The organism is Anaerovibrio lipolyticus (genome assembly GCF_021531495.1).
In the GTDB taxonomy this organism is placed as follows: Bacteria; Bacillota; Negativicutes; order Selenomonadales; family Selenomonadaceae; genus Anaerovibrio.
Genome location: NZ_JADYTY010000007.1, coordinates 63,296 through 84,139, shown reverse-complemented (window position 1 = coordinate 84,139; position 20,844 = coordinate 63,296). Strand labels below are relative to the sequence as shown.

Sequence of the window (20,844 nt, the reverse complement as noted above, 5' to 3'; positions counted from 1 at the left end):
ATCAATATAGCGCGAGCGTGCCTGTAAGGGTATATGCCATGCCTACGAGAAGTGTATAGATAATTGATGTATTTGGCAAATCAGAATTTATCCTGTAAGACTTCTTTGAGAAGGTTGATGGCACTGTCCTCGTTGGGGTTATTTGTGCCTAACTCCCCTCGAAAAGCCTTAGCAAGGATTGATTTTTTCATTGTGTCAATAACTTCAATTTGTTTTAAACAATTCTTTGTTACCATACCTTCATTTGCTAAAAGCATTTCTACTTTGTCTGAAATTATTTCCTGTTCGCTTATTGAAGGTACTTTTATTTTTACATCTTTTATATCTCTAAGATGTAAATTTGGTACACCTATACCAGTCAAATTTTCATTAAACTGCACTTTGCAAAGTGGACTATTAATGATATTCAATAGATATTCTGGAATAACAATCTCTACATTAGGCCTCAACAATGCTAGAGTAACATAAATATCAAAGACTTTATCTTCTTTTACCAAAGCAGCTACACCTGTAGTTCCATTTTTAGCTAATAAAATGTCATTAATTTGAGGCGCCAGTCTTGAATATAATTCCTTATGTAACTCCGAGGTTATATATTTGGTATTCTCCCAATTAATTTCACCTGATGTTATATCTTTAGCAGATAAAAATACTACACCATTCTCTTTATCTGAATAGGTTGGCGTTTTATGAGTGCCATCTGTTATCTTCATGGTGCATACAGATTGAAGTGTATATTCTACCCAGCTATCTTCACTAATCCCATTTTCTTTACGCCAATTTTTGGTTAGCTCCCCGGTAAAGGCTTTATGCAATATAGCGACTTTACGCATTTCTGCCCCATCCAGCACCTGCTGGATTTTTTCTTTGGCTTCATCCAGCTTGGCAAAGAGAGATTCTATGCGATGGACGATGCGTTTTTGCTCTGGAAGTGGTGGTAATGGAAATTCCACCATCGATGCCTTACTACCTGATAACTCCAAAAAAGTAGTGCCACTAGCATAACTCTCCAATAACGATTTTGATGATTTTAAATACCAATATAAAAATCTAGAATAAAAAGCATCTGATGGTAAGAAATTTTTAAATCCTTGATTAGTGGATATAGAATTACTAGCTATTGCCACATATCCTATAGGTGCTCTTGATGATAACAATACCGTATCTTTAGGCATCAAACGTGCTGATGATTTTGATAATCCCAACTCGGTTATATTTTTTTGTCCTCTAGAAATATAAATATCGCTATATCCAGACAAATCAGCTGGACTCAACCAAGGAATAGTACCATTATCATAATACTCTTTCTTACTTGACGACGGAGTTCCTCCCCCAACAACATTAGTAATTTTACCTAACCTTGTCCAGCACCAATTTTCTGGCAATATATATGGCCATTGGTTTTCCGGCACTAGGGCTTCCTGCAGCTTTTCTTCCAGTGTCTTTTCTTTTTTCTTTGCCATTATTTCAGTGCCTCCAGTTCTTCTGCCACTGATTGCAACAATCTTACGGCTTCCATCAGCTCCTGAGCTGCTTCTCTGGCACTGTCCCCAGGATCTGGCAAATCCTCATAGTCTATAATGCTATCATCCTTGATTAGGCCAATATCCAGACTATTGCCCTTGGCAGCAATTTCCTCACGACTGAATTTCTGCCATCTTTCATCCTTTACAGCCTCCCTATCTTCAGCCTCATAGGCCTTGACGAAATCTGCAAAATCCTCCACCTTCAATGGATTGGTTTTGCCAAGGGATGGCATATTAGTGCGCAAATCATAAAAATACACATCCTGAGTGTTGCCCTTGTCCGTAGTTCCCCTCGTAAAGAACAATACATTGGTCTTGACTCCTTGGGCATAGAAAATACCTGTAGGCAGTCGCAGAACAGTATGAAGATTGCATTTGTCCATCAAATCACAGCGAATCTTTTCCCCATCACCATCGGCAAAAAGCACATTATCCGGCAATACCACTGCCGCCCGGGCCTTGCCATCCTTTTTAAGACTGCGGTAAATATGCTGCAAAAAATTCAACTGCTTGTTGCTGGTCAAATAGGTCAAATCATCTCTAGTAGCCCGCTCCCCGCCTTTTTTCGTACCAAAAGGAGGATTGGTCAGCACCACATCAAAATCCTTAAGGCTCTTGCCAGCCTCAGACAGGGTATCCCCCAAGGTGATTTTGCCATTAATATCATGGAGCATGGCATTCATCAGGGCCAAACGATGGGTATCGTGCACCAGCTCACAACCTGTAAAGGCCTTTTCCATTTCAAACTCTGCCATATCGCTATCGCAGTCCATAAAATCATGGCTCAATTCCTTTACATACTGATGGGCGCTAATCATAAAGCCAAAAGTACCACAGGCTGGATCATTGCATCTTTCCCCCAACTGAGGTTTAATCAGCTTGGTCATAACATCAATCAAAGGCCTAGGGGTAAAATACTGGCCAGCACCGGATTTCTTTTCATTGGCGTTTTTCTCCAGCAAGCCCTCATAAAGATTGCCAAGTCCTTCCTCCTTGGCAGAATACCAGTCCAGCTCATCAATGGAAGTAATAATCTTGTTGAGATTTTTTGGCTCGTCAATATTACTGCTGGAGCCCTGATAGATTTCCCGAATCCTGCCGGTGCTTTCTTCTCCCAAATACTGCAAAAGCCTCTTGTAAAATTTTTTTAGCTCAATGCCATCCTTGGCAACCAAATCATCCCAGCGATAACCCTCTGGAATTTTGTCCTCGGTATAGGTTTCCTTAGCCATTTTCAAAAACAAAATATAGGTTAGCTCCGTAACATACTGATGATAGGTAATACCATCATCCCGCAGTACATCACACAATCTCCACAGCTTCGCAACAATTTCCTGAGTATTCAAGCAAATTTCCCTCCATTATCGTCATACATATAGTCATTCAAATCCCTAATAATGCTTTCCAGTTGGTTGTTCAGCATTTTATCAATCCGTTTGAAGCCACCCTTCTGGCGGAAGCGGGAATCCTGGTCAAAAACAGCCTTATTCAGAACTGGTTCATGCTGAAGATAGTCCCCAATCATCTTTATCCAGCCTTCCTGCATGGCAGTAAATTTGTGATTTTTCTTCAATCTTTTAATGGCCTGAGCCACCTTTTCCTCATGGCTCAAGAGGGTGGAACCAATGGCATAACGACGCACCAAACTAATAATATCCGCCACAATCTCCTCATTGCTGGTCTGGGAGACCGCTGTATTTAGCTGGGGCAGGGTAAAACCATTTCTATCCAGCAAAAGACGCAATTCCTTTAGCCCCTCCCGGGTTAAATCAGCAGGGCGGGTACAAATAATCTGTAGCGCTGCTATCTGATTAATATTTCCCTTAACAAAGCTGGCAAATTCCTCAATATAGTCCTCTGGCCGTTTGCCCGTACCATAATTTCTAGTATGCTCTGTAATTTTGTCAGCATGATTGTCCACAATAATAGGTCTTGTGTAGGCAGGGCCGGATTTTTTCTCCAGCTCCACAAAGATTTCCCTATCCTCCAGCAGCTTCTTTTTAGCTGATGGAGCATCCATATGGACTAACTCTTGAATATACTGCTCCAGATTCCGCCCCTGCGTCATGCTGATAAACTGCTCTTCTTTGTTGGCCATCAGCCTCTGCCTTTTTCGCTGCAGCTTGGCCTCAATCTGTCCTAGCTGGAAACTGAGCACCTTATTGTCTCCGTCCTCTACTTCTTTGAGGGTATCAATCAGCTCCACCAGACTAATAGCTGGATTGCTGGTGACAGGCTTCATATTGCTGGCAATGGCATCATAAATCTGCACGGCATCGTATATATCAAAATGGTCCTTCTTGATGGCAGGACACAATCTGGTGGCCCGTCCCAGCATCTGCTCAAAAAGAATACGGGACTTCACCCGGCGCAAAAATACCAGCTTGGTAATCTCTGGCACATCAATACCTGTGGTTAGCAAATCCACTGTAACCACAATATTAGGATAGGCCTCGTTTTTGAATCTCTTGATAGCTTCCTGAATCTTCTTCTGATTGCCGTTTTCAATACTGCCAGTAATCTTCTGAATGGCACTGTTATCTACATCATAGGACTGATAGATATTTTTCAGGATATTTACAATCATATCTGCATGATGATCACTTACTGCATAAATAAGGGTTTTGCCAGCCCCCTCATCTGTAGGATCAATATCCTGACAAATTTCCTCCAGCACTGCCCGGTTAAAGCTTTCTGATATTACCTGCCGATTGAAATCATCAATATCAAAATTCAGTTCATCCTCCAAGTTATCAATATTGGTAATCAAACCAGTAACAGGATCATAAACGGCTGCCGAATCACCTTTGTGATATTTGATACCCTGCTGGCTAAGCTGGGTTTTGATATTATGAGGTACATCATGGTCCACCAGATAGCCATCAATCACAGCCTCTCGATAGCTGTAGGTATATATAGGCTGACCAAAAATCTGGGTGGTATGTATGGCAGGGGTAGCCGTAAGGGCTATTTTAACGCAATCAAAATATTCAATTACAGAGCGATATTTGCTCTGAAAATCCCGCTGATCCCGAAAGGCCAGCTCTTCCTCTGCCATCAGCTTGTCCAAAGTATAGCCCCGGTGAGCCTCATCCACAATAATCAAATCAAAATCTGATACCGCTGGCTTCTGTTCATCATTGTTATAGAGAATCCGCTGTATCATACCCTGAACAGTGGCTACCTGCACCCGGGTTTCCTTGTCCACCAGTTTGTCCTCCAAGCCCTTGATATTATAGATTTTGTCAAGGGACATCAGCTCCTCCAGCTTTACGTCCTTGAACACATCATGAGCCTGTACTCCCAAGGAGTTTCGGTCTACCAAAAAGAGAATCCGCTGGAACCTATTGGTTTTCAAAAAACGGTAAATCATGCCCAATACAGTTCTGGTTTTGCCTGTACCAGTAGCCATAGCTAAAAGACAGGTATTTGCGCCGGAGATAACCGCCTGCTCCGCTGCCATAATGGCCTCAATCTGATAATAGCGAAGATTCAGACCGTCTGGATCTCGAAGTACATCCTGAGACATATGCTGTAGGGCGGTATTGCCTGCCTCTACATCCTTGGCTAGCAAATCCTGAAAGCCCACAGGGCTAATCCAGCCCTTTAGAGGCTTGGGAATATTGCTGCTTTTTCGCAAATCCAAAAACCAAATACCAGATTTGGTTTTCAGCTGTTCCAGATAAGGCCTGCCATTGGTGGCAAAACTAAAGGGAACCTTGTATTCTCCCCAATGACCAAGAAGATATTTCTCATCCTCTGAGCGTATTTCCCGGGGATATTGCTTGCCTTGAAAATCTATAACAGTAGATACATCCTTGTGGGCAGCCTTAGCTTCTACGATAGCCACCAGCTTCAAGCCTATAAAGAGGGCATAATCTGCGTAGCCATTCTGACCGGTCTTGGAGCGGGTAGGCCACTCCGCAATGGCCATATTCCGGCCCTTGGCTGGTCTAATTCCCTTGCTATACCGCAAAAGCTGAGTATCTGCCTCCCAGCCTACCTGCCGAAGCTGTTCATCAATCAACAATCTGGTTTCTGCCTCAGACTTCCGCCGACCATAGGCAGCCTTGACAATGCGTTTCTGCCTTTCCCCAGCAGCCACAGCCTTAGTCTTACGGGCTTTGCTGTTGGCCTCCTCCATAAGCTTTTCTTCTATATCATTTTCTGCCACAGGATTTGGTTGGGAAACTTTCTGAGGCTCAGGCATGATAAATCCTGCCTGAGATGCATCAAAGTCTCCATTTTGACCATAAACCTCCTGAAACCAAGCAGATATACTATGGGCTACAGGCAAATAGCTTTTGCAGATTTCAATGCTGTCCTCATCCTCATGGACTGCATCATTTCTTATCTTCCGCAACTTATGAAATAAGGTGGCCAAAGCATCATCCAGCAAATCATAACGACGCAATTTGTTAATGCGGGAAACAGCCTTGTTAGGCTCTGGATATTCAATATTGTCATATTGATACATTAAATTTATAATGGCCTCTCCCATTTTCCCCAGCTTATAAAGACAGGTATTGGGATCGCTATAGAGATACTGCTCTGCCAAAAGGCCGTATTTATATAAAATTGGAAAATCCGTTGCCAAAAAAGCAAAATTGGACTTCATCTCCATCCCCCCGAAGCATTTATTTTATTTTACTTTATTATAACATCTATATGGGGCAAAGAAAATGCCCCTCTATGTGCCTCTCATACAAAAAAACTAGCAATGAGCCTTGCAAACTCACTGCTAGTTTTTCCTTCTAAGACAATTTAATTTTATTTCCAGGATATTATGGGTACATATACTCAGCCAAGGTTTTCATGGCTTCTATAGCCTGAATGCCGGGATTTACCGTAAGCTTGCAAACTAACTGACATATTATCCCTCCAGTCGATTTTTCAGCTCCGTAAAATACTCCCTTGCCTTTAACAAATCCTGATTATCAGGGTGACTGTAGGACTCCTGAATCCTAGCCTTACGCTCCTCAGTCATGGCATGAGGATGTCCCGCTGGGAACATTTTGGTCATCATTTCCACCATTTTGTAGGAAACAGAGCCTTGACAGATATACTGACCTACCACCTCATTACTGCTATCAAAGAGAGCGGCAATATTTTCCAAGGATTTCTTAGCGTGATCAGAATCAGGATAAGCTCCCAAAGTAGCAAAGATAGCTACCTTCTTACCTTTAATGGTTTTAATAAACTCCTGGGCCTTATCGTCAGCAGTTCCTCGATTAATCCAGCAGCCTACAGCTACCAAATCATAGTCACTAACATCAGGCTTTTCCTCCACTTTTACGGCCTCTACATTATTATTGAGGGCATAGGCCACAGCACTGGCCAATTTCAAGGTATTACCTGTCAAACTTGATACAACAACGATACTTTTCATAAAGTCCTCCTAACAATATCATACATAATATAGGGATATTTCCCCTTGCCAATTTTCTATTTATATTTAAGCACTTATAACATTATGTGGCAAGCAAATCATGGAGCACCATAATCCCTCTATAGGTGGCGGGATGCTGTGCTAATGACAGGGTGGAGCTAATATCTCCACCCTCGTCGAAACCCCATTGAAAGAAAATGCAATGGCATTTTCTTTGAATAATCTAGGGGTTATAATTCACTTTATTGATAATATTTCTCATTATTATTTATCAATGAAAATTCATAGAAAATATTCATTTTTCCGTTTTTTGACAACAAAAAAGCTGCTGCCTCCAAATTGGAAGCAACAGCCTCTTAATATACCGATGATTATTTTACCAACTCAAGAATAACCATAGGAGCTGCGTCGCCACGGCGAACGCCCAGCTTCAAGGTACGGGTGTAACCGCCCTGACGGTTCTTTACAGAGTCGTAGTTAACAATATCAGTGAACAGCTTTCTAACAACATCCTCATCAGCAAGCTGAGCAATAGCCTGACGGCGTGCAGACAAATCACCGCGCTTTGCCAGGGTGATCAGCTGATCTGCAAGACCGCTGATTTCCTTAGCCTTAGCCTCGGTAGTCTCAATGCGCTCGTGCTTGAAGAAGGAAGTCAGAATGCTCTTAAACAGTGCCTTACGGGCACTAGAATTACGACCTAACTTTCTATAAGCCATTTATTTCCCTCTTTCCTTGTATCAAAAATAATGTCAATCAAGCTTCCGAATCGTCTCCAGGAAATCCTCCCATTGCTGAAGGATCACTTTCCTTTAAGGATAAACCCATAGACTTCAGCTTGTCCTTAACCTCATCCAAAGACTTGCGGCCAAGATTACGAACCTTCATAATCTCCTCCTCAGTCTTGTTTACCAGGTCACCAACAGTCTTTATATCTGCCCGCATCAAGCAATTAAAGGAACGGACAGTCAAATCCATATCCTCCACTCTGGTTGCCAGAATGGAATCCAACTCTGGATTGCTGACAACAGTTTCAGTGCTTGCCTCTACCTCTTCCTCTGGCACAAACTCCACCTCTGGAGCAACGGTCAGATTCTGGAAAAGCTTCAGACGGCCAATCAGAATGGCTGCTGCCTTGCTGACAGCTTCTTCTGGCTGAACGGAACCATCGGTCCAAACCTCCAAAGTCAGCTTATCGTAATCAGTGGCATCACCAACACGAATGTCTTCAACCTTGTAATTTACTCGACGAATCGGTGAGAAGATAGAATCTACAAGAATAGTACCGATGGCATCATCAGGACTCTTCTTTTTCTCTGCTGTAACATAGCCCAGACCATGCTCAACAATCATATCTATCTTCAAGGAACCTGCCTCATTGACGGTTGCAATATGCAAGTCAGGATTGAGAATCTCGATATCAGCATCATGAATAATATCTGCTGCTGTTACCTCTTTCTCACCCTGCACGTCAATCCGGATGACCTTAGATTCATCGCAGTGCATTTTGAGGCAAAGCTCTTTCAAGTGCAGGATGATGTTAGTTACATCATCCCGAACTCCAGGAACTGTGGAGAACTCATGCAGCACTCCGTCAATCTTGACAGAGGTAATAGCTGCACCTTGAATAGAGGACAACAGTATGCGGCGCATGCTGTTTCCAATGGTAATACCATAGCCGCGGGTCATAGGCTCGCAGACAAACTTACCATAGCAAAGATCCTCATTACTTTCCTGTATCTCAATCTTTGGTGTTGCGATTTCGATCATGTGGAATTGCCCTCCTCAATAATTCAATGCATCTCTGTACATATCCGATAACAAATGCAAAAAATACACAGAAATTATTATTTGGAGTACAACTCAACGATTGCCTGGCTGTCAACAGGGATATCGAAATCCTCGCTGGCAGGGAAACGATTTACAGTGCCGCTGAAGTTATCAGCGCCAACAGTAATCCAGGCAGGAGTGCTGAGTGCATTGTTGGACTCAGCCTGTGCCTTGAAGAACTCGTTGGAACGGCTCTTCTCAGCTACTGCAACAACATCATTTTCATTAACAAGTGCAGATGGAATGTCACAACGCTTGCCATTTACAGTAATATGACCATGACGAACAACCTGACGTGCCTGCTTACGGGTGGAAGCAAGGCCCAGACGGAATACTACATTGTCCAGTCTTCTCTCCAAAAGGCTAATCAAGTTATCACCGGCGATACCTGGCATCTTCTTTGCTTTTGCATAGTAAGCGCGGAACTGCTTCTCAAGTACACCATAGATGAACTTTGCCTTCTGCTTTTCCTTCAACTGCATGCCATACTCGCTAACCTTACCACGGGTGCGGCGAGGCTGACGCTTGGAACTCTTGCCGAGGCCTACAACGCCTGGCTCAATACCGAGAGAACGGCATCTCTTCAGTGCTGGTACTCTATCAATTGCCATTTATTCTGCACCTCCCATTAAACTCTTCTACGCTTTGGCGGACGGCATCCATTATGTGGAATTGGGGTAACATCCTTAATCATGCTAACCTCAAGGCCGGTAGCCTGCAGGGAACGGATAGCTGCCTCACGGCCAGCACCAGGACCCTTAACGTAAACATCAACCTGCTTCAAGCCATGCTCCATAGCAGCCTTTGCAGCAACCTCTGCTGCCATCTGTGCTGCGAATGGAGTGCTCTTTCTGGAGCCACGGAAACCAAGTCCGCCTGCGCTTGCCCAGGAAAGTGCATTACCGTTCTTATCAGTCAAAGTAACGATAGTGTTATTAAAGGTGGAGCTGATATGAGCAACACCAAATTCAATATTTTTGCGGTCCTTCTTCTTAGGACGAACAGACTTCTTAACTGCCACTCTTTAGCCCTCCCTTATTTCTTCTTACCAGCAACAGCCTTTTTAGGACCCTTGCGAGTACGAGCGTTATTCTTAGTATTCTGTCCACGAACTGGCAGACCCATACGATGACGGCGACCGCGATAGCAGCCGATCTCAACGAGTCGCTTTATATTCAGGGACTGCTCACGACGCAAGTCACCCTCTACGATAACCTGCTTGTCAATGATATCACGAAGCTTTACAACCTCGTCCTCAGTCAGATCACGAGCGCGGGTATCAGGATTGATACCAGTCTCCTTCAGCAATCTCTGGGAAGTGGTCAGACCAATACCATAGATATATGTTAATGCAATCTCAATTCTCTTATCACGTGGCAAATCTACACCGGCAATACGTGCCATACATCAAGCACCTCCTTCTAAAATTATCCCTGTCTCTGCTTATGTTTTGGGTTTTCGCAAATAACCATTACGCGACCCTTACGCTTAATAACCTTGCACTTTTCACAAATAGGTTTAACCGACGGTTTAACTTTCATTGCGTTATGCCCCTTTCATATACTGCCAAAAGCCTTGTTTTGACTATTTAAAACGATAGGTGATACGGCCACGAGTCAGATCATATGGTGTAAGCTCAATGGTTACCTTGTCACCTGGCAGGATGCGGATGAAATTCATGCGAATCTTGCCGGAAACATGGGCTAAAACAACGTGACCGTTCTCCAACTCTACCTGGAACATTGCATTTGGCAATGCCTCCAGAACCTTACCTTCAACTTCAATTACATCTTGCTTAGACATAATGACTCCTTTTTACTTCAGGGTTTCAACAACGTCTGCAAAAACCTTGTCGATTGCCTGACGACCATCAATCTCTACATAAAGACCAGCCTTCTGGTAATACTCGATTAATGGCTTTGTCTGTGCCTCGTATACTGACAACCGATTCTTCATAGTTTCCTCGGTGTCATCTGCACGCTGATAAAGCTCGCCGCCACAGGCATCACACTTGCCCTCAACCTTGGATGGGCTGAACTTAATGTGATAAGTAGCACCGCAGCTGCGGCAGATTCTACGACCAACTGCTCTCTCCACCAGATCAGAAGATGGAACAGTGATGTTGATAACACTCTGCAGGCTCAAGCCCAGCTCAACAAGAATCTTGCTGAGAGCATCTGCCTGCTCAACAGTACGAGGAAAGCCATCCAGAATAAAACCCTTCTTGCAATCGTCCTGAGCCAAACGCTCCTTGACGATACCTACAGTAATCTCATCTGGAACCAGGTTACCGGCATCAATACATGCCTTGGCCTTTTTTCCCAGCTCGGTTCCTTCCTTGATAGCGGCACGGAACATGTCGCCAGTGGAAATATGCGGGATATTGAACTTCTTAACGATATTAGCTGCCTGGGTGCCTTTGCCAGCACCAGGAGGCCCCATCAAAAGAATATGCATTTTTTCCTCCTTACTTCATGAATCCTTCGTAATGTCGCATCACTACCATGGATTCAATCTGCTTCATAGTATCCAAGCCTACGCCTACAACAATCAGCAGTGCTGTTCCGCCGAAGTTAACGCCCTCTAAATGGGTGGCACTAGCTATTACGGTTGGCAGAATAGCTATGAACGCAAGGAAGAATGCTCCTGCAAGGGTAATACGAGTCATGACATGATCTAAATATTCTGCAGTAGGCTCTCCCGGACGAATACCCGGGATAAAGCCACCGTATTTTTTCAGATTCTCTGCCATATCCGATATCTTTACAGTAACCGCGGTGTAAAAATACGTGAAGAAGATAATCAGCAGTGCGTACACTGTCGAATGTAGCGGTGTACCCCACGCAAAATACCCGGCAAAATCTTTTACCCAGGGGATATCAATAAACTGGGCAATAGTTACTGGAAACATCAGCACGGATGACGCAAAGATTATTGGAATTACTCCCGCGTGGTTTACCTTCAGCGGGATAAAGCTGGATTGCCCGCCATACTGTTTGTTGCCGACAACCCTTTTGGCGTAGGAAATTGGAATCCTACGATAGGCGGTATGAATTGCTATAACAAAGACAATCATAGCCACCGCAATTGCTACAAAGAAGAACACATTTATATAGGAAATGGTTCCTGCCTGCAAATAATGATAAATCTTGCCAATATTAGATGGCAGAGCTGCCACAATACCTGCAAAAATAATTAGTGAAATACCATTCCCCACGCCGTTAGCAGTAATCTGCTCACCGACCCACATGAGGAATACCGTACCGGCAGTCAAGGTAATTGCAATAATCAATGTTGATGCCGGACCAGGATTTAGAACAGCCTCCTTCAGACCGATGGACATACCCATTGCCTGGAGGAATGCCAATGCTACAGTGAAGTAGCGTGTGACCTTGGTGGTTTTCTTGTGCCCCTCTTCGCCTTCCTTTGACCATTGCTCCAGTGTAGGTATTACTACATTCAACAGCTGGATAATGATGGATGCGTTAATATACGGGGTAATACTCATGGCAAATATGGAAAACTTGCTAAGAGCACCACCAGAGAACAAATCCAACAAACCGAAAAGAGTTCCGCTGTTAAACAGTCTTTCAATGGCTGATGGATCAACGCCTGGAACAGGTATATGAGTACCCATTCTGAACACAGCGAACATAACCAGAGTAAAGATAACCTTTGTCCTCAGCTCCGGAATCTTAACGATGTTTGAGAGGGCTGAAACCAATCAGATCACCCCAACTTTTCAACCTTACCGCCTGCTGCAGTAATCTTTTCCTCTGCAGTCTTGGTAAAGCCGTTTGCTACAACAGTCAGCTTCTTGGTGAGCTCACCATTGCCCAGAATGCGAACGCCATCCTGGATGTTCTTCAGAACGCCAGCCTCTACCAATGCTACTGCATCAACAGTGGTGCCATCCTCAAAACGATTCAGAGTTTCAACGTTAACCTCTGCATATACGTTAGCAAAGATGTTCTTGAAACCACGCTTTGGTAATCTACGATAGATAGGCATCTGGCCACCCTCGAAACCAGTGCGAACGCCGCCGCCGGAACGAGACTTCTGACCCTTCTGACCCTTACCGGAGGTCTTGCCATTACCGGAACCCAGACCACGACCTACACGGAAACGTACCTTGCGGGCGCCAGGAGCTGGAGATAATTCATTCAATTTCATCTGTCTATTGCACCTCCCTGAACTCAAGCCTGCTCTTCAACAGTAATGAGATGCTCAACCTTGTGGAGCTGGCCACGGATGGACTCATTATCTGGAAGCTCAACTGAGGAATTTAACTTCTTAAGACCCAATGCTTTAATAGTAGCACACTGTGTAGCGGGTCTGCCAATCAGGCTTCTGGTCAGAGTAATCTTCAACTTTGCCATTTTCAAATCCTCCTTAACCCAAAAGTTCCTGTACAGTCTTGCCACGGAGCTCAGCAACCTTCTCAGCCTGCTTCAACTGCTCCAAGCCCTTCAGGGTAGCACGTACCATGTTGTTTGGATTAGAGGAACCCAGAGACTTAGTCAGGATGTCCTTAATACCAGCCAACTCGAGAACGGCACGAGCTGGGCCACCAGCGATAACACCAGTACCTTTGGCAGCTGGCTTCATCAGCACACGGCCTGCACCGAATACACCAATCATCTCATGAGGAATGGTGGTATCCTTCAGGGAAACACTAATCAAATTCTTCTTGGCATCTTCAACGCCCTTACGAATTGCCTCAGGTACCTCTGCAGCCTTACCCAAGCCTGCACCAACCTGACCCTTCTCATTACCAACAACTACCAATGCGCTGAAGGAGAAGCGACGGCCGCCCTTTACTACCTTGGCAACGCGGTTAATAAATACAACTCTTTCCTGGAACTCAGGAGTCTCGTTGTCAATTCTAGCCATTTATGTACCTCCTTTACAAATTTTAGAATTTCAAGCCTGCTTCACGAGCTGCTTCAGCAAGTGCTGCAACACGGCCATGATATACATAACCACCACGGTCGAATACTACCTCGGTAATGCCCTTTTCGATAGCGCGCTTTGCAACGGCCTCGCCGATTGCCTTAGCTGCCTCAACATTGCCGCCATAGTTCTGGAAATCCTTATCCTTTGTGCTGGCAGATACGAGAGTAACACCTTTAACATCATCAATAACCTGTGCATAGATGTTGCTCAAGCTACGGAACACGTTAAGACGTGGTCTCTCAGCAGTGCCGGAAATGTGATTGCGTACACGCAGGTGACGCTTCTGACGAGCTTTATTCTTATCTTCCTTAACAAACACTGTCGGTTACTCCTTTCTGCTAATTATTTCTTGCCCTTCGCGCCAGCTTTACCAACCTTGCGACGAACAAACTCACCTTCGTACTTAATACCCTTGCCCTTATATGGCTCTGGCTTTCTGTAGTCGCGAATCTTTGCGGAGATTGCGCCAACAGCTTCCTTGCTGACACCACTTACTACAATCTTAGTTGCAGCTGGGCACTCAAACTTGATGCCCTCAGGTGGCTCAACAACTACAGGGTGAGAGAAGCCCAGGGACAGCTCCAGGTTCTTGCCCTTTACAGCTGCTCTGTAACCAACACCATTGATCTCGAGAGTCTTTGCAAAACCCTCGCTTACACCAATAATCATATTGTGCAGCAGGGTACGGCTCAAACCGTGCAGTGCTCTGTGATCCTTATTATCAGAAGGACGCTCTACAGTCAGAGTGTTCTCCTCAATGTTAATCTTCATGTCCTGATGAATCTCGCGTACCAATTCACCCTTAGGACCCTTTACAGTCACCTTGTTGCCATCCTCAACCTTAACAGTTACGCCGGCTGGGATAGTGATAGGTGCTCTACCAATTCTTGACATTAGTACACCTCCTAACTATTAAATAATTACCAAACGTAAGCTACAACCTCGCCGCCGAGACCAGCCTTGCGAGCATCCTTATCGCTCATGATTCCCTTGGAAGTGGAAATAATGGCGATACCCAAACCGCCGAGAACACGAGGGAGCTCAGCTGCCTTTGCGTACTGACGCAGACCAGGCTTGGAAATACGCTTAATACCGGTAATTACCTTTTCACGGGCTGGACCATACTTCAGGGAAATAGTGATTACCCCCTGCTTGCCATCCTCAGTGAAGGTGTAATCCTTGATGAAACCCTCTTCCTTGAGTACCTCAGCAATAGCCTTCTTAATCTTGGAACCAGGGATTTCTACCTTCTCATGGAATACGGAATTTGCGTTGCGCAGACGAGTAAGCATGTCTGCAATAGGATCAGTCATTACCATGTAAATCGATATCCTCCTTTCAAAATTTCGTGTGGCCACATAGGCTCACTTAAAAGATTTTATCAGTTTCATATACGTCTGTCAATGGTTTTGTGTATAATTTGTGGATAAATTACAAAAAAAATTTCCACAGTCAGAAAACCAACTGCGGAAACTTTTTCCTACTATATTATATTACGCTGTTTTTTCGCAGCCACGGCTTTCACATTCATCAACTTCGCCGCTAATCAATTCCTTGCCACAGTGCTTAACCACCAGCAATGCCAAGGTCATCAGAGCCAAAGCCAGAATCAGCTGCAGGCCATCAACCATAAAGACAAACTGGTCAGCAGGCTTGTTGACAATACCCCACACACTCATAACCAAGGCAGACATGGTAACCAGGAACATCATGGTCATAGGCACATAAAGCATCCAACCCTGACGACCAGTGGTCCGCAGGAATACAGCCAGAGAAATAAGTACCAGAGCAGACAGAAGCTGGTTGGCTGCACCGAAGAGTGGCCAGATATTCATATAACCTGCCAGGCACAGGAAATATGCCAGAACCAAGGTTACAATGGTGGAAAAATAAGTGTTCATGCAAAAACCAGCAACACCACTTGCCTCCTGGCCCTCACTTGGAGCAAAAAGCTCCTGGAAGGACATTCTACCAATACGAGCTACAGAATCAATGGTGGTCATACCAAGGGCAGATACACACATGGTAATGAAGCAGGAGGACAGGCCAGCAGGCAGGCCAAACATATTGAAGAAATTACTAATGGAGCCGGCAAAAATCTGGAACGGGGTTCCCTTTGGCAGTACGCCATCAGTAGCAGCAGCACAGGCGATAACCAGAGCAACTACACCTAGCAGGGATTCAACCAGCATGGCGCCATAGCCAACAGTAAGCATATCCTTTTCGTTGGCAATTGCCTTGGAAGAAGTACCGGAAGAAACCAAGCTGTGGAAGCCAGAAACCGCGCCACAGGCAATGGTAATAAACAGGATTGGGAACAATGGCTTGCCATTTACCTCGAAGCCAACGAAGGCAGGCATATTAATCTGTGGGTTAGCTACGATAACACCGATAACACCACCTGCAACCATGCCCAGCAGCAGGAAGGAGCTAAGATAATCACGAGGCTCCATCAACAGCCACATTGGCAAAACGGAAGCAATGAAGCAGTAGCCAAAGACTACATAACGCCAGCTGGCCACATCCAGATACAATGGGAAGTTCATACCCACTACAAACATGAGAGCAACCAGTACCAAAGCCACAAAGAATTTTACAGCACCAGATGGCTGGAACTTTCTAATGTACTGGCCAAAACCCATAGCCACTACAATGTACAGCAGGGAAATGGTAGCTGCCTGAGCACCAGGTACATTCAGCTCACCAGTCTTGGTCATGCCATTAAAGGTATTGGCAATAATATCAGAGAAGGCTGCAATAACCAGCAGTGTGAAAAGCCAGCAGAACAACAGGAAAAGTCTTCTACCAGTCTTGCCTACATACTGCTCAATCAGCATACCCATGGACTTGCCCTTATTCTTTACAGAAGCATAAAGAGCGGTAAAATCCTGTACAGCACCGAAGAATACACCGCCAAAGAGGAGCCACAGCAAAGCTGGCGCCCAGCCAAACATGGCAGCAATAATAGGGCCGGTAACAGGACCTGCACCAGTTATGGAAGAAAACTGATGGGAAAATACTGTAAATCTGGAGGCAGGGGAATAGTCCTGACCATCCTCAAATTCTACGGCTGGAGTCTTGGCCTGTGGATCTATTCCCCAGGTCTTTACCAGCCAGCGGCCGTAACCTAAATAGGCTGCAGCAAAGACGACGATGGCTATGCCAATAAGAGTTAAACCATTCATCACAAATCCTTCTTTCCTTTATAATACATACATAAAAATAATTCCCGCCAACAACGACACTGTCAGCGGGAATGAAAATCGGTATATAACCATAATTTAGATTTCTCACAATTCGCACCGTTGCGACTGAGTTGTATAATATATTTGAGAAGTATATTATCACTATGGTTTTTAGATGTCAATGGAGTAAAGGAAAGAAGTAATTTTCTGATAATTTAAAAATCTCACATACATTTAATACAATAAATTTAGCAAAATTGTGTAAACCTGTAAACCATAGAAAATAAGAAAGGGACTGTCCCATTATCTATAACATTCTGGCTTGAAGCCTAATGAGAAGATAATTTAGCGAGACAGTCCCTAAATATTTTATTTAATTGTCATTTGCTGGCAATTACATCATGCCTGGCATACCACCCATAGCTGGTGCTGCAGGAGCTGCGCCCTCTGGAGCTGGCTTATCAGCAACCAAAGTCTCAGTAGTGAGAACCATAGCTGCAATGCTGGCTGCATTCTGCAGAGCGGAACGAGTTACCTTGGCAGGGTCTACAATACCAGCCTCAATCATGTTGACATACTTGTCGTTAGCTGCATCGTAACCAATGCCAACGCCGGCCTTCTTAACCTCAGCAACAACTACGCTGCCCTCCAGGCCTGCATTGTTAGCAATCTGGCGAACAGGCTCCTCAATAGCGCGACGAACGATATTGATACCAGTCTTTACATCGCCCTCAGCCTCCAGCTTATCGAGAGCTGGCAGAATGTCAACGAAAGTAGTACCACCGCCGGCTACAATACCTTCCTCAACAGCAGCACGGGTAGCGTTCAAAGCATCCTCTACACGATACTTCTTGTCCTTCATCTCTACCTCAGTAGCAGCACCAATTTCGATAACAGCTACACCGCCGGACAGCTTAGCCAGACGCTCCTGGAGCTTCTCCTTGTCGAAATCAGAAGTAGTATCAGCAATCTGCTTCTTAATCATCTCAACACGAGCTGCAATTGCTTCCTTGTCACCCATACCATCAACGATGGTAGTGTTTTCCTTGGAGGAATGTACCTGACGAGCACGGCCCAGATCCTCGATGGTTACGCTATCCAGCTTACGGCCAACTTCCTCGGAGATAACCTGACCACCGGTAAGGATAGCAATATCCTCCAGCATAGCCTTACGGCGATCACCAAAGCCAGGAGCCTTAACAGCCAAAGCCTTGAAAGTACCACGGAGCTTATTAACAACGATGGTAGCCAGAGCCTCGCCATCCAGATCTTCAGCAATAACAACCAGCTCCTTGCCCATCTTAACAACCTGCTCCAAAATAGGCAGAATCTCGTTGATGGAGGAAATCTTCTTGTCGGTAATCAGGATATATGGATCGTTCATAACGGCTTCCATCTTATCGGTATCAGTAACCATGTAAGGAGAGATATAACCACGGTCAAACTGCATGCCCTCTACAACGGACAGGCTGGTTTCCATACCCTTGGACTCCTCAACGGTAATAACGCCTTCCTTACCTACCTTCTCCATAGCATCGGCAATGTAGTTACCGATTTCAGCATCTGCGGAAGAAATAGTAGCAACCTGAGCAATCTCAGATTTGCTGTTTACAGACTTGGATACGGACTTAATCTCCTCAACCAAGGTCTTAACTGCAGTCTCAATACCCTTCTTCAGTACCATTGGGTTAGCGCCAGCAGCTACGTTTCTCATACCCTCATGAATCATAGCCTGAGCCAACAGGGTAGCAGTGGTAGTACCATCACCAGCAATATCGTTGGTCTTGGTAGCAACCTCACGAACCAGCTGTGCACCCATGTTCTCAAATGGATCCTCCAGCTCAATATCACGAGCAATGGTAACACCATCATTGGTAATAGTAGGAGCACCAAACTTCTTGTCCAGTACTACATTGCGGCCCTTTGGACCAAGAGTAACCTTTACTGCGTCAGCCAATGCATCTACGCCTTTGCCCAGTGCACGGCGTGCTTCTTCGTTAAATAAAATCTGCTTTGCCATTTTGTATTTACCTCCAATATATAGTCATAAGATTGTCCATGCAATCTGTTCTTACTCAGCAATTGCCAGAATGTCACTCTGACGGCATACCAGATAATCCTCACCGTCAACCTTTACCTCAGTACCTGCGTACTTGGAGTAGATTACTGCGTCGCCAACCTTTACGTCCATAGGGCTTCTCTGACCATCCTTGAACTCACCAGGGCCTACAGCTACAACAACGCCCTTCATTGGCTTCTCCTTGGCGGTATCTGCCAAAATAATGCCGCTAGCGGTCTTGGTCTCTGCCTCTGCAACCTGGATAACAACTCTGTCACCTAATGGTCTAATCATGTTAATCTGCCTCCTAATATTTAAAATCATATTAAACATTTCCGTTGTTAGCACTCTTTTCCTTTGAGTGCTAACTGCAAGTATTATAATAAATCCTTTTCGTCAAAAAGTCAATAAGTCAATAAAAATTTCTCCCATTTTTCCAAGGTTTCTTAACCGACTTTTTAAGATATATGTTATGATGCGGTATAAATATATTTGACTTCATTATCACATTTGGCATTTTTTGTCTACAGTTTGGAATTGATAATTGCAATTTATTATTTATTTATATCAAATATAACTCTTTTCGATATTTTATCTCAATATGTGACAACATTTTTAGGCTATTTCACTTACCACCAACATTTTTGCATAAAAAAACACAATGAAATTTCTCATCGTGCTTACTTGGCTATATTTTTCTTCACTGATACATAGCTTCATCATATATTTTTATCTTTAATCATTAAGAAATCGATAGTTTGCAACAACATTATTATTAGCAGAAAAATAAGGGCATATCTGCCATACAAACCGAATACGCCCCTTTTTCACAAATTTTGTAAATATATATTTTTTATTTGTAATTAATTAAGTAAGTTTATTGTATCGGATATTTCATGAACTATATCCGATAACCTTACAATAAAGCAGCATATTTAGCAAATTCACTCCTAGGTATACCAATAAACTCCATAGCCTGTTCTTTGGACCAACTATTCTTGGCAATAATCACCCGCAAAATTTCTACAGTTTTATTCAAAGCACCAATGGCTTTGCCACGTGCTTCTACCTTGTCCAATACTTCACACATATTGAATTCCTCCTTTTCATGAGAAAGTTCTCTGTAAATTTCTACATATTTATCATCCTGTGTTAACACAGACATCAATTTTAGGAAACTATCTGTATGCCTGATTTTTATGTCCTTTGGTACATAACCTTTATTTTCATTAAGCTGTACAAAATAGTCTGCAATAATCTGAAAATCACTGGTAAATTTTTTTACCTGCTCCCCTGTAAGTCTTGGCACATCAATCAAATTGATTTTGTAGTCATTAACAAATGGCTTCAAATCATCAGATATTTCCAATACATCATATAAGCTAAGTGGCTTCTTCCAAGGTACTTTGCCAAAATATAGCACAATAGTTACAACTGGATAACGCTTATGGCGGATTTTATGCTTTTTACCTGTTTCTTCATCAATAACTATTTCGTCTTGGTTCATTTCATCCCGATAGGAACTGCCATCATAACCAATTACCCGCAAGGGCATATCCATATCTATAGCCAATTGATTCTCTACTCCCAGCAGGGCTAAACGAATGTAACAGTTCTTATCCGTCCAATATTTGGCTACATCCCGCTCCTGTTCGTGTATTACATTATCATCAGCTTTATACTGTGATTTCGCCATTGCATCAACAAGAGCTTCTGGTTTGATTACCTCTCGTCCATCAAAAAGTGTGCCATTAACTATATCCGAAAAAACATCGTTATACGCTTCAAAATTTTTCTGCGTAATATCCTTTTGTCCCATAATCACAACACCTTTCCTATATTATCGCAAATTAGAAAATCCAAATCAAGTTGATACTAAAAAATGTGATACCATAAGCC

Annotated in this window: 23 protein-coding genes; all 23 read right to left on the bottom strand. The window is 43.8% G+C overall.

Annotated elements, in window-relative coordinates:
* Positions 1-80: 80 nt before the first annotated feature.
* Positions 81-1,463 (bottom strand): restriction endonuclease subunit S, encoded by a 1,383-nt coding sequence (locus tag I6E26_RS04510; protein ID WP_235320670.1) that lies wholly within the window; start codon positions 1,461-1,463, stop codon positions 81-83.
* Positions 1,463-2,872, bottom strand: a complete 1,410-nt coding sequence (locus tag I6E26_RS04505; protein WP_235320669.1) for a class I SAM-dependent DNA methyltransferase — start codon at positions 2,870-2,872, stop codon at positions 1,463-1,465. The genes I6E26_RS04510 and I6E26_RS04505 overlap by 1 nt, the downstream gene beginning before the upstream one ends.
* Complete coding sequence (gene hsdR / locus I6E26_RS04500; protein WP_235320668.1) at positions 2,869-6,144, bottom strand: type I restriction-modification system endonuclease; 3,276 nt, start codon at positions 6,142-6,144, stop codon at positions 2,869-2,871. The genes I6E26_RS04505 and hsdR overlap by 4 nt, the downstream gene beginning before the upstream one ends.
* Before the next feature lie 255 nt (positions 6,145-6,399).
* Positions 6,400-6,915, bottom strand: coding sequence for a flavodoxin family protein (locus tag I6E26_RS04495; protein ID WP_235320667.1), 516 nt, complete (start codon positions 6,913-6,915; stop codon positions 6,400-6,402).
* A 371-nt stretch (positions 6,916-7,286) separates the two neighbouring features.
* Positions 7,287-7,634 (bottom strand): 50S ribosomal protein L17, encoded by a 348-nt coding sequence (rplQ, locus tag I6E26_RS04490; protein WP_235320666.1) that lies wholly within the window; start codon positions 7,632-7,634, stop codon positions 7,287-7,289.
* A gap of 37 nt (positions 7,635-7,671) precedes the next feature.
* Positions 7,672-8,685 (bottom strand): DNA-directed RNA polymerase subunit alpha, encoded by a 1,014-nt coding sequence (locus I6E26_RS04485; RefSeq protein ID WP_235320665.1) that lies wholly within the window; start codon positions 8,683-8,685, stop codon positions 7,672-7,674.
* Positions 8,686-8,762: 77 nt separating this feature from the next.
* The gene (gene rpsD, locus I6E26_RS04480; protein ID WP_235320664.1) at positions 8,763-9,356 is read right to left on the bottom strand and encodes a 30S ribosomal protein S4; all 594 of its coding nucleotides are present in this window, start codon (positions 9,354-9,356) and stop codon (positions 8,763-8,765) included.
* A gap of 17 nt (positions 9,357-9,373) precedes the next feature.
* Positions 9,374-9,766, bottom strand: coding sequence for a 30S ribosomal protein S11 (gene rpsK / locus I6E26_RS04475; protein WP_027397572.1), 393 nt, complete (start codon positions 9,764-9,766; stop codon positions 9,374-9,376).
* Between the two features lie 14 nt (positions 9,767-9,780).
* Entirely contained in the window at positions 9,781-10,149 is a 369-nt protein-coding gene (gene rpsM / locus I6E26_RS04470; RefSeq protein ID WP_235320663.1) for a 30S ribosomal protein S13, read from the bottom strand.
* 23 nt (positions 10,150-10,172) lie between these two features.
* A complete protein-coding gene (rpmJ, locus tag I6E26_RS04465; protein ID WP_058965281.1) occupies positions 10,173-10,286 on the bottom strand; it encodes a 50S ribosomal protein L36 in 114 nt (37 codons plus the stop codon).
* Between the two features lie 43 nt (positions 10,287-10,329).
* Positions 10,330-10,548 carry a translation initiation factor IF-1 gene (gene infA / locus I6E26_RS04460; RefSeq protein WP_009645081.1) on the bottom strand — a complete coding sequence of 73 codons (219 nt, stop codon included), beginning with the start codon at positions 10,546-10,548 and terminating at the stop codon, positions 10,330-10,332.
* A 12-nt stretch (positions 10,549-10,560) separates the two neighbouring features.
* Complete coding sequence (locus tag I6E26_RS04455; RefSeq protein WP_235320662.1) at positions 10,561-11,202, bottom strand: adenylate kinase; 642 nt, start codon at positions 11,200-11,202, stop codon at positions 10,561-10,563.
* A gap of 10 nt (positions 11,203-11,212) precedes the next feature.
* Entirely contained in the window at positions 11,213-12,469 is a 1,257-nt protein-coding gene (secY, locus tag I6E26_RS04450; RefSeq protein WP_235320661.1) for a preprotein translocase subunit SecY, read from the bottom strand.
* Between the two features lie 5 nt (positions 12,470-12,474).
* Positions 12,475-12,918: a 50S ribosomal protein L15 gene (gene rplO, locus I6E26_RS04445; RefSeq protein WP_235320660.1), complete on the bottom strand. Its 444-nt coding sequence runs from the start codon at positions 12,916-12,918 to the stop codon at positions 12,475-12,477.
* Positions 12,919-12,941: 23 nt separating this feature from the next.
* Positions 12,942-13,124, bottom strand: coding sequence for a 50S ribosomal protein L30 (rpmD, locus tag I6E26_RS04440; protein ID WP_235320659.1), 183 nt, complete (start codon positions 13,122-13,124; stop codon positions 12,942-12,944).
* Positions 13,125-13,137: 13 nt separating this feature from the next.
* Positions 13,138-13,638: a 30S ribosomal protein S5 gene (gene rpsE / locus I6E26_RS04435; RefSeq protein WP_235320658.1), complete on the bottom strand. Its 501-nt coding sequence runs from the start codon at positions 13,636-13,638 to the stop codon at positions 13,138-13,140.
* A gap of 22 nt (positions 13,639-13,660) precedes the next feature.
* Positions 13,661-14,020 (bottom strand): 50S ribosomal protein L18, encoded by a 360-nt coding sequence (gene rplR / locus I6E26_RS04430; protein WP_235320656.1) that lies wholly within the window; start codon positions 14,018-14,020, stop codon positions 13,661-13,663.
* A gap of 23 nt (positions 14,021-14,043) precedes the next feature.
* Positions 14,044-14,595, bottom strand: coding sequence for a 50S ribosomal protein L6 (gene rplF / locus I6E26_RS04425; RefSeq protein ID WP_235320655.1), 552 nt, complete (start codon positions 14,593-14,595; stop codon positions 14,044-14,046).
* A gap of 26 nt (positions 14,596-14,621) precedes the next feature.
* Positions 14,622-15,020 carry a 30S ribosomal protein S8 gene (rpsH, locus tag I6E26_RS04420; protein WP_235320654.1) on the bottom strand — a complete coding sequence of 133 codons (399 nt, stop codon included), beginning with the start codon at positions 15,018-15,020 and terminating at the stop codon, positions 14,622-14,624.
* A gap of 174 nt (positions 15,021-15,194) precedes the next feature.
* A complete protein-coding gene (locus tag I6E26_RS04415) occupies positions 15,195-16,886 on the bottom strand; it encodes a carbon starvation CstA family protein (RefSeq protein ID WP_235320653.1) in 1,692 nt (563 codons plus the stop codon).
* A 394-nt stretch (positions 16,887-17,280) separates the two neighbouring features.
* Positions 17,281-18,906, bottom strand: coding sequence for a chaperonin GroEL (gene groL / locus I6E26_RS04410; RefSeq protein ID WP_235320651.1), 1,626 nt, complete (start codon positions 18,904-18,906; stop codon positions 17,281-17,283).
* 51 nt (positions 18,907-18,957) lie between these two features.
* Positions 18,958-19,239: a co-chaperone GroES gene (groES, locus tag I6E26_RS04405; protein ID WP_235320649.1), complete on the bottom strand. Its 282-nt coding sequence runs from the start codon at positions 19,237-19,239 to the stop codon at positions 18,958-18,960.
* 622 nt (positions 19,240-19,861) lie between these two features.
* On the bottom strand, positions 19,862-20,764 hold the full coding sequence (locus I6E26_RS04400; protein ID WP_235320648.1) for an Rpn family recombination-promoting nuclease/putative transposase: 903 nt from the start codon (positions 20,762-20,764) through the stop codon (positions 19,862-19,864).
* Positions 20,765-20,844: the final 80 nt, after the last annotated feature.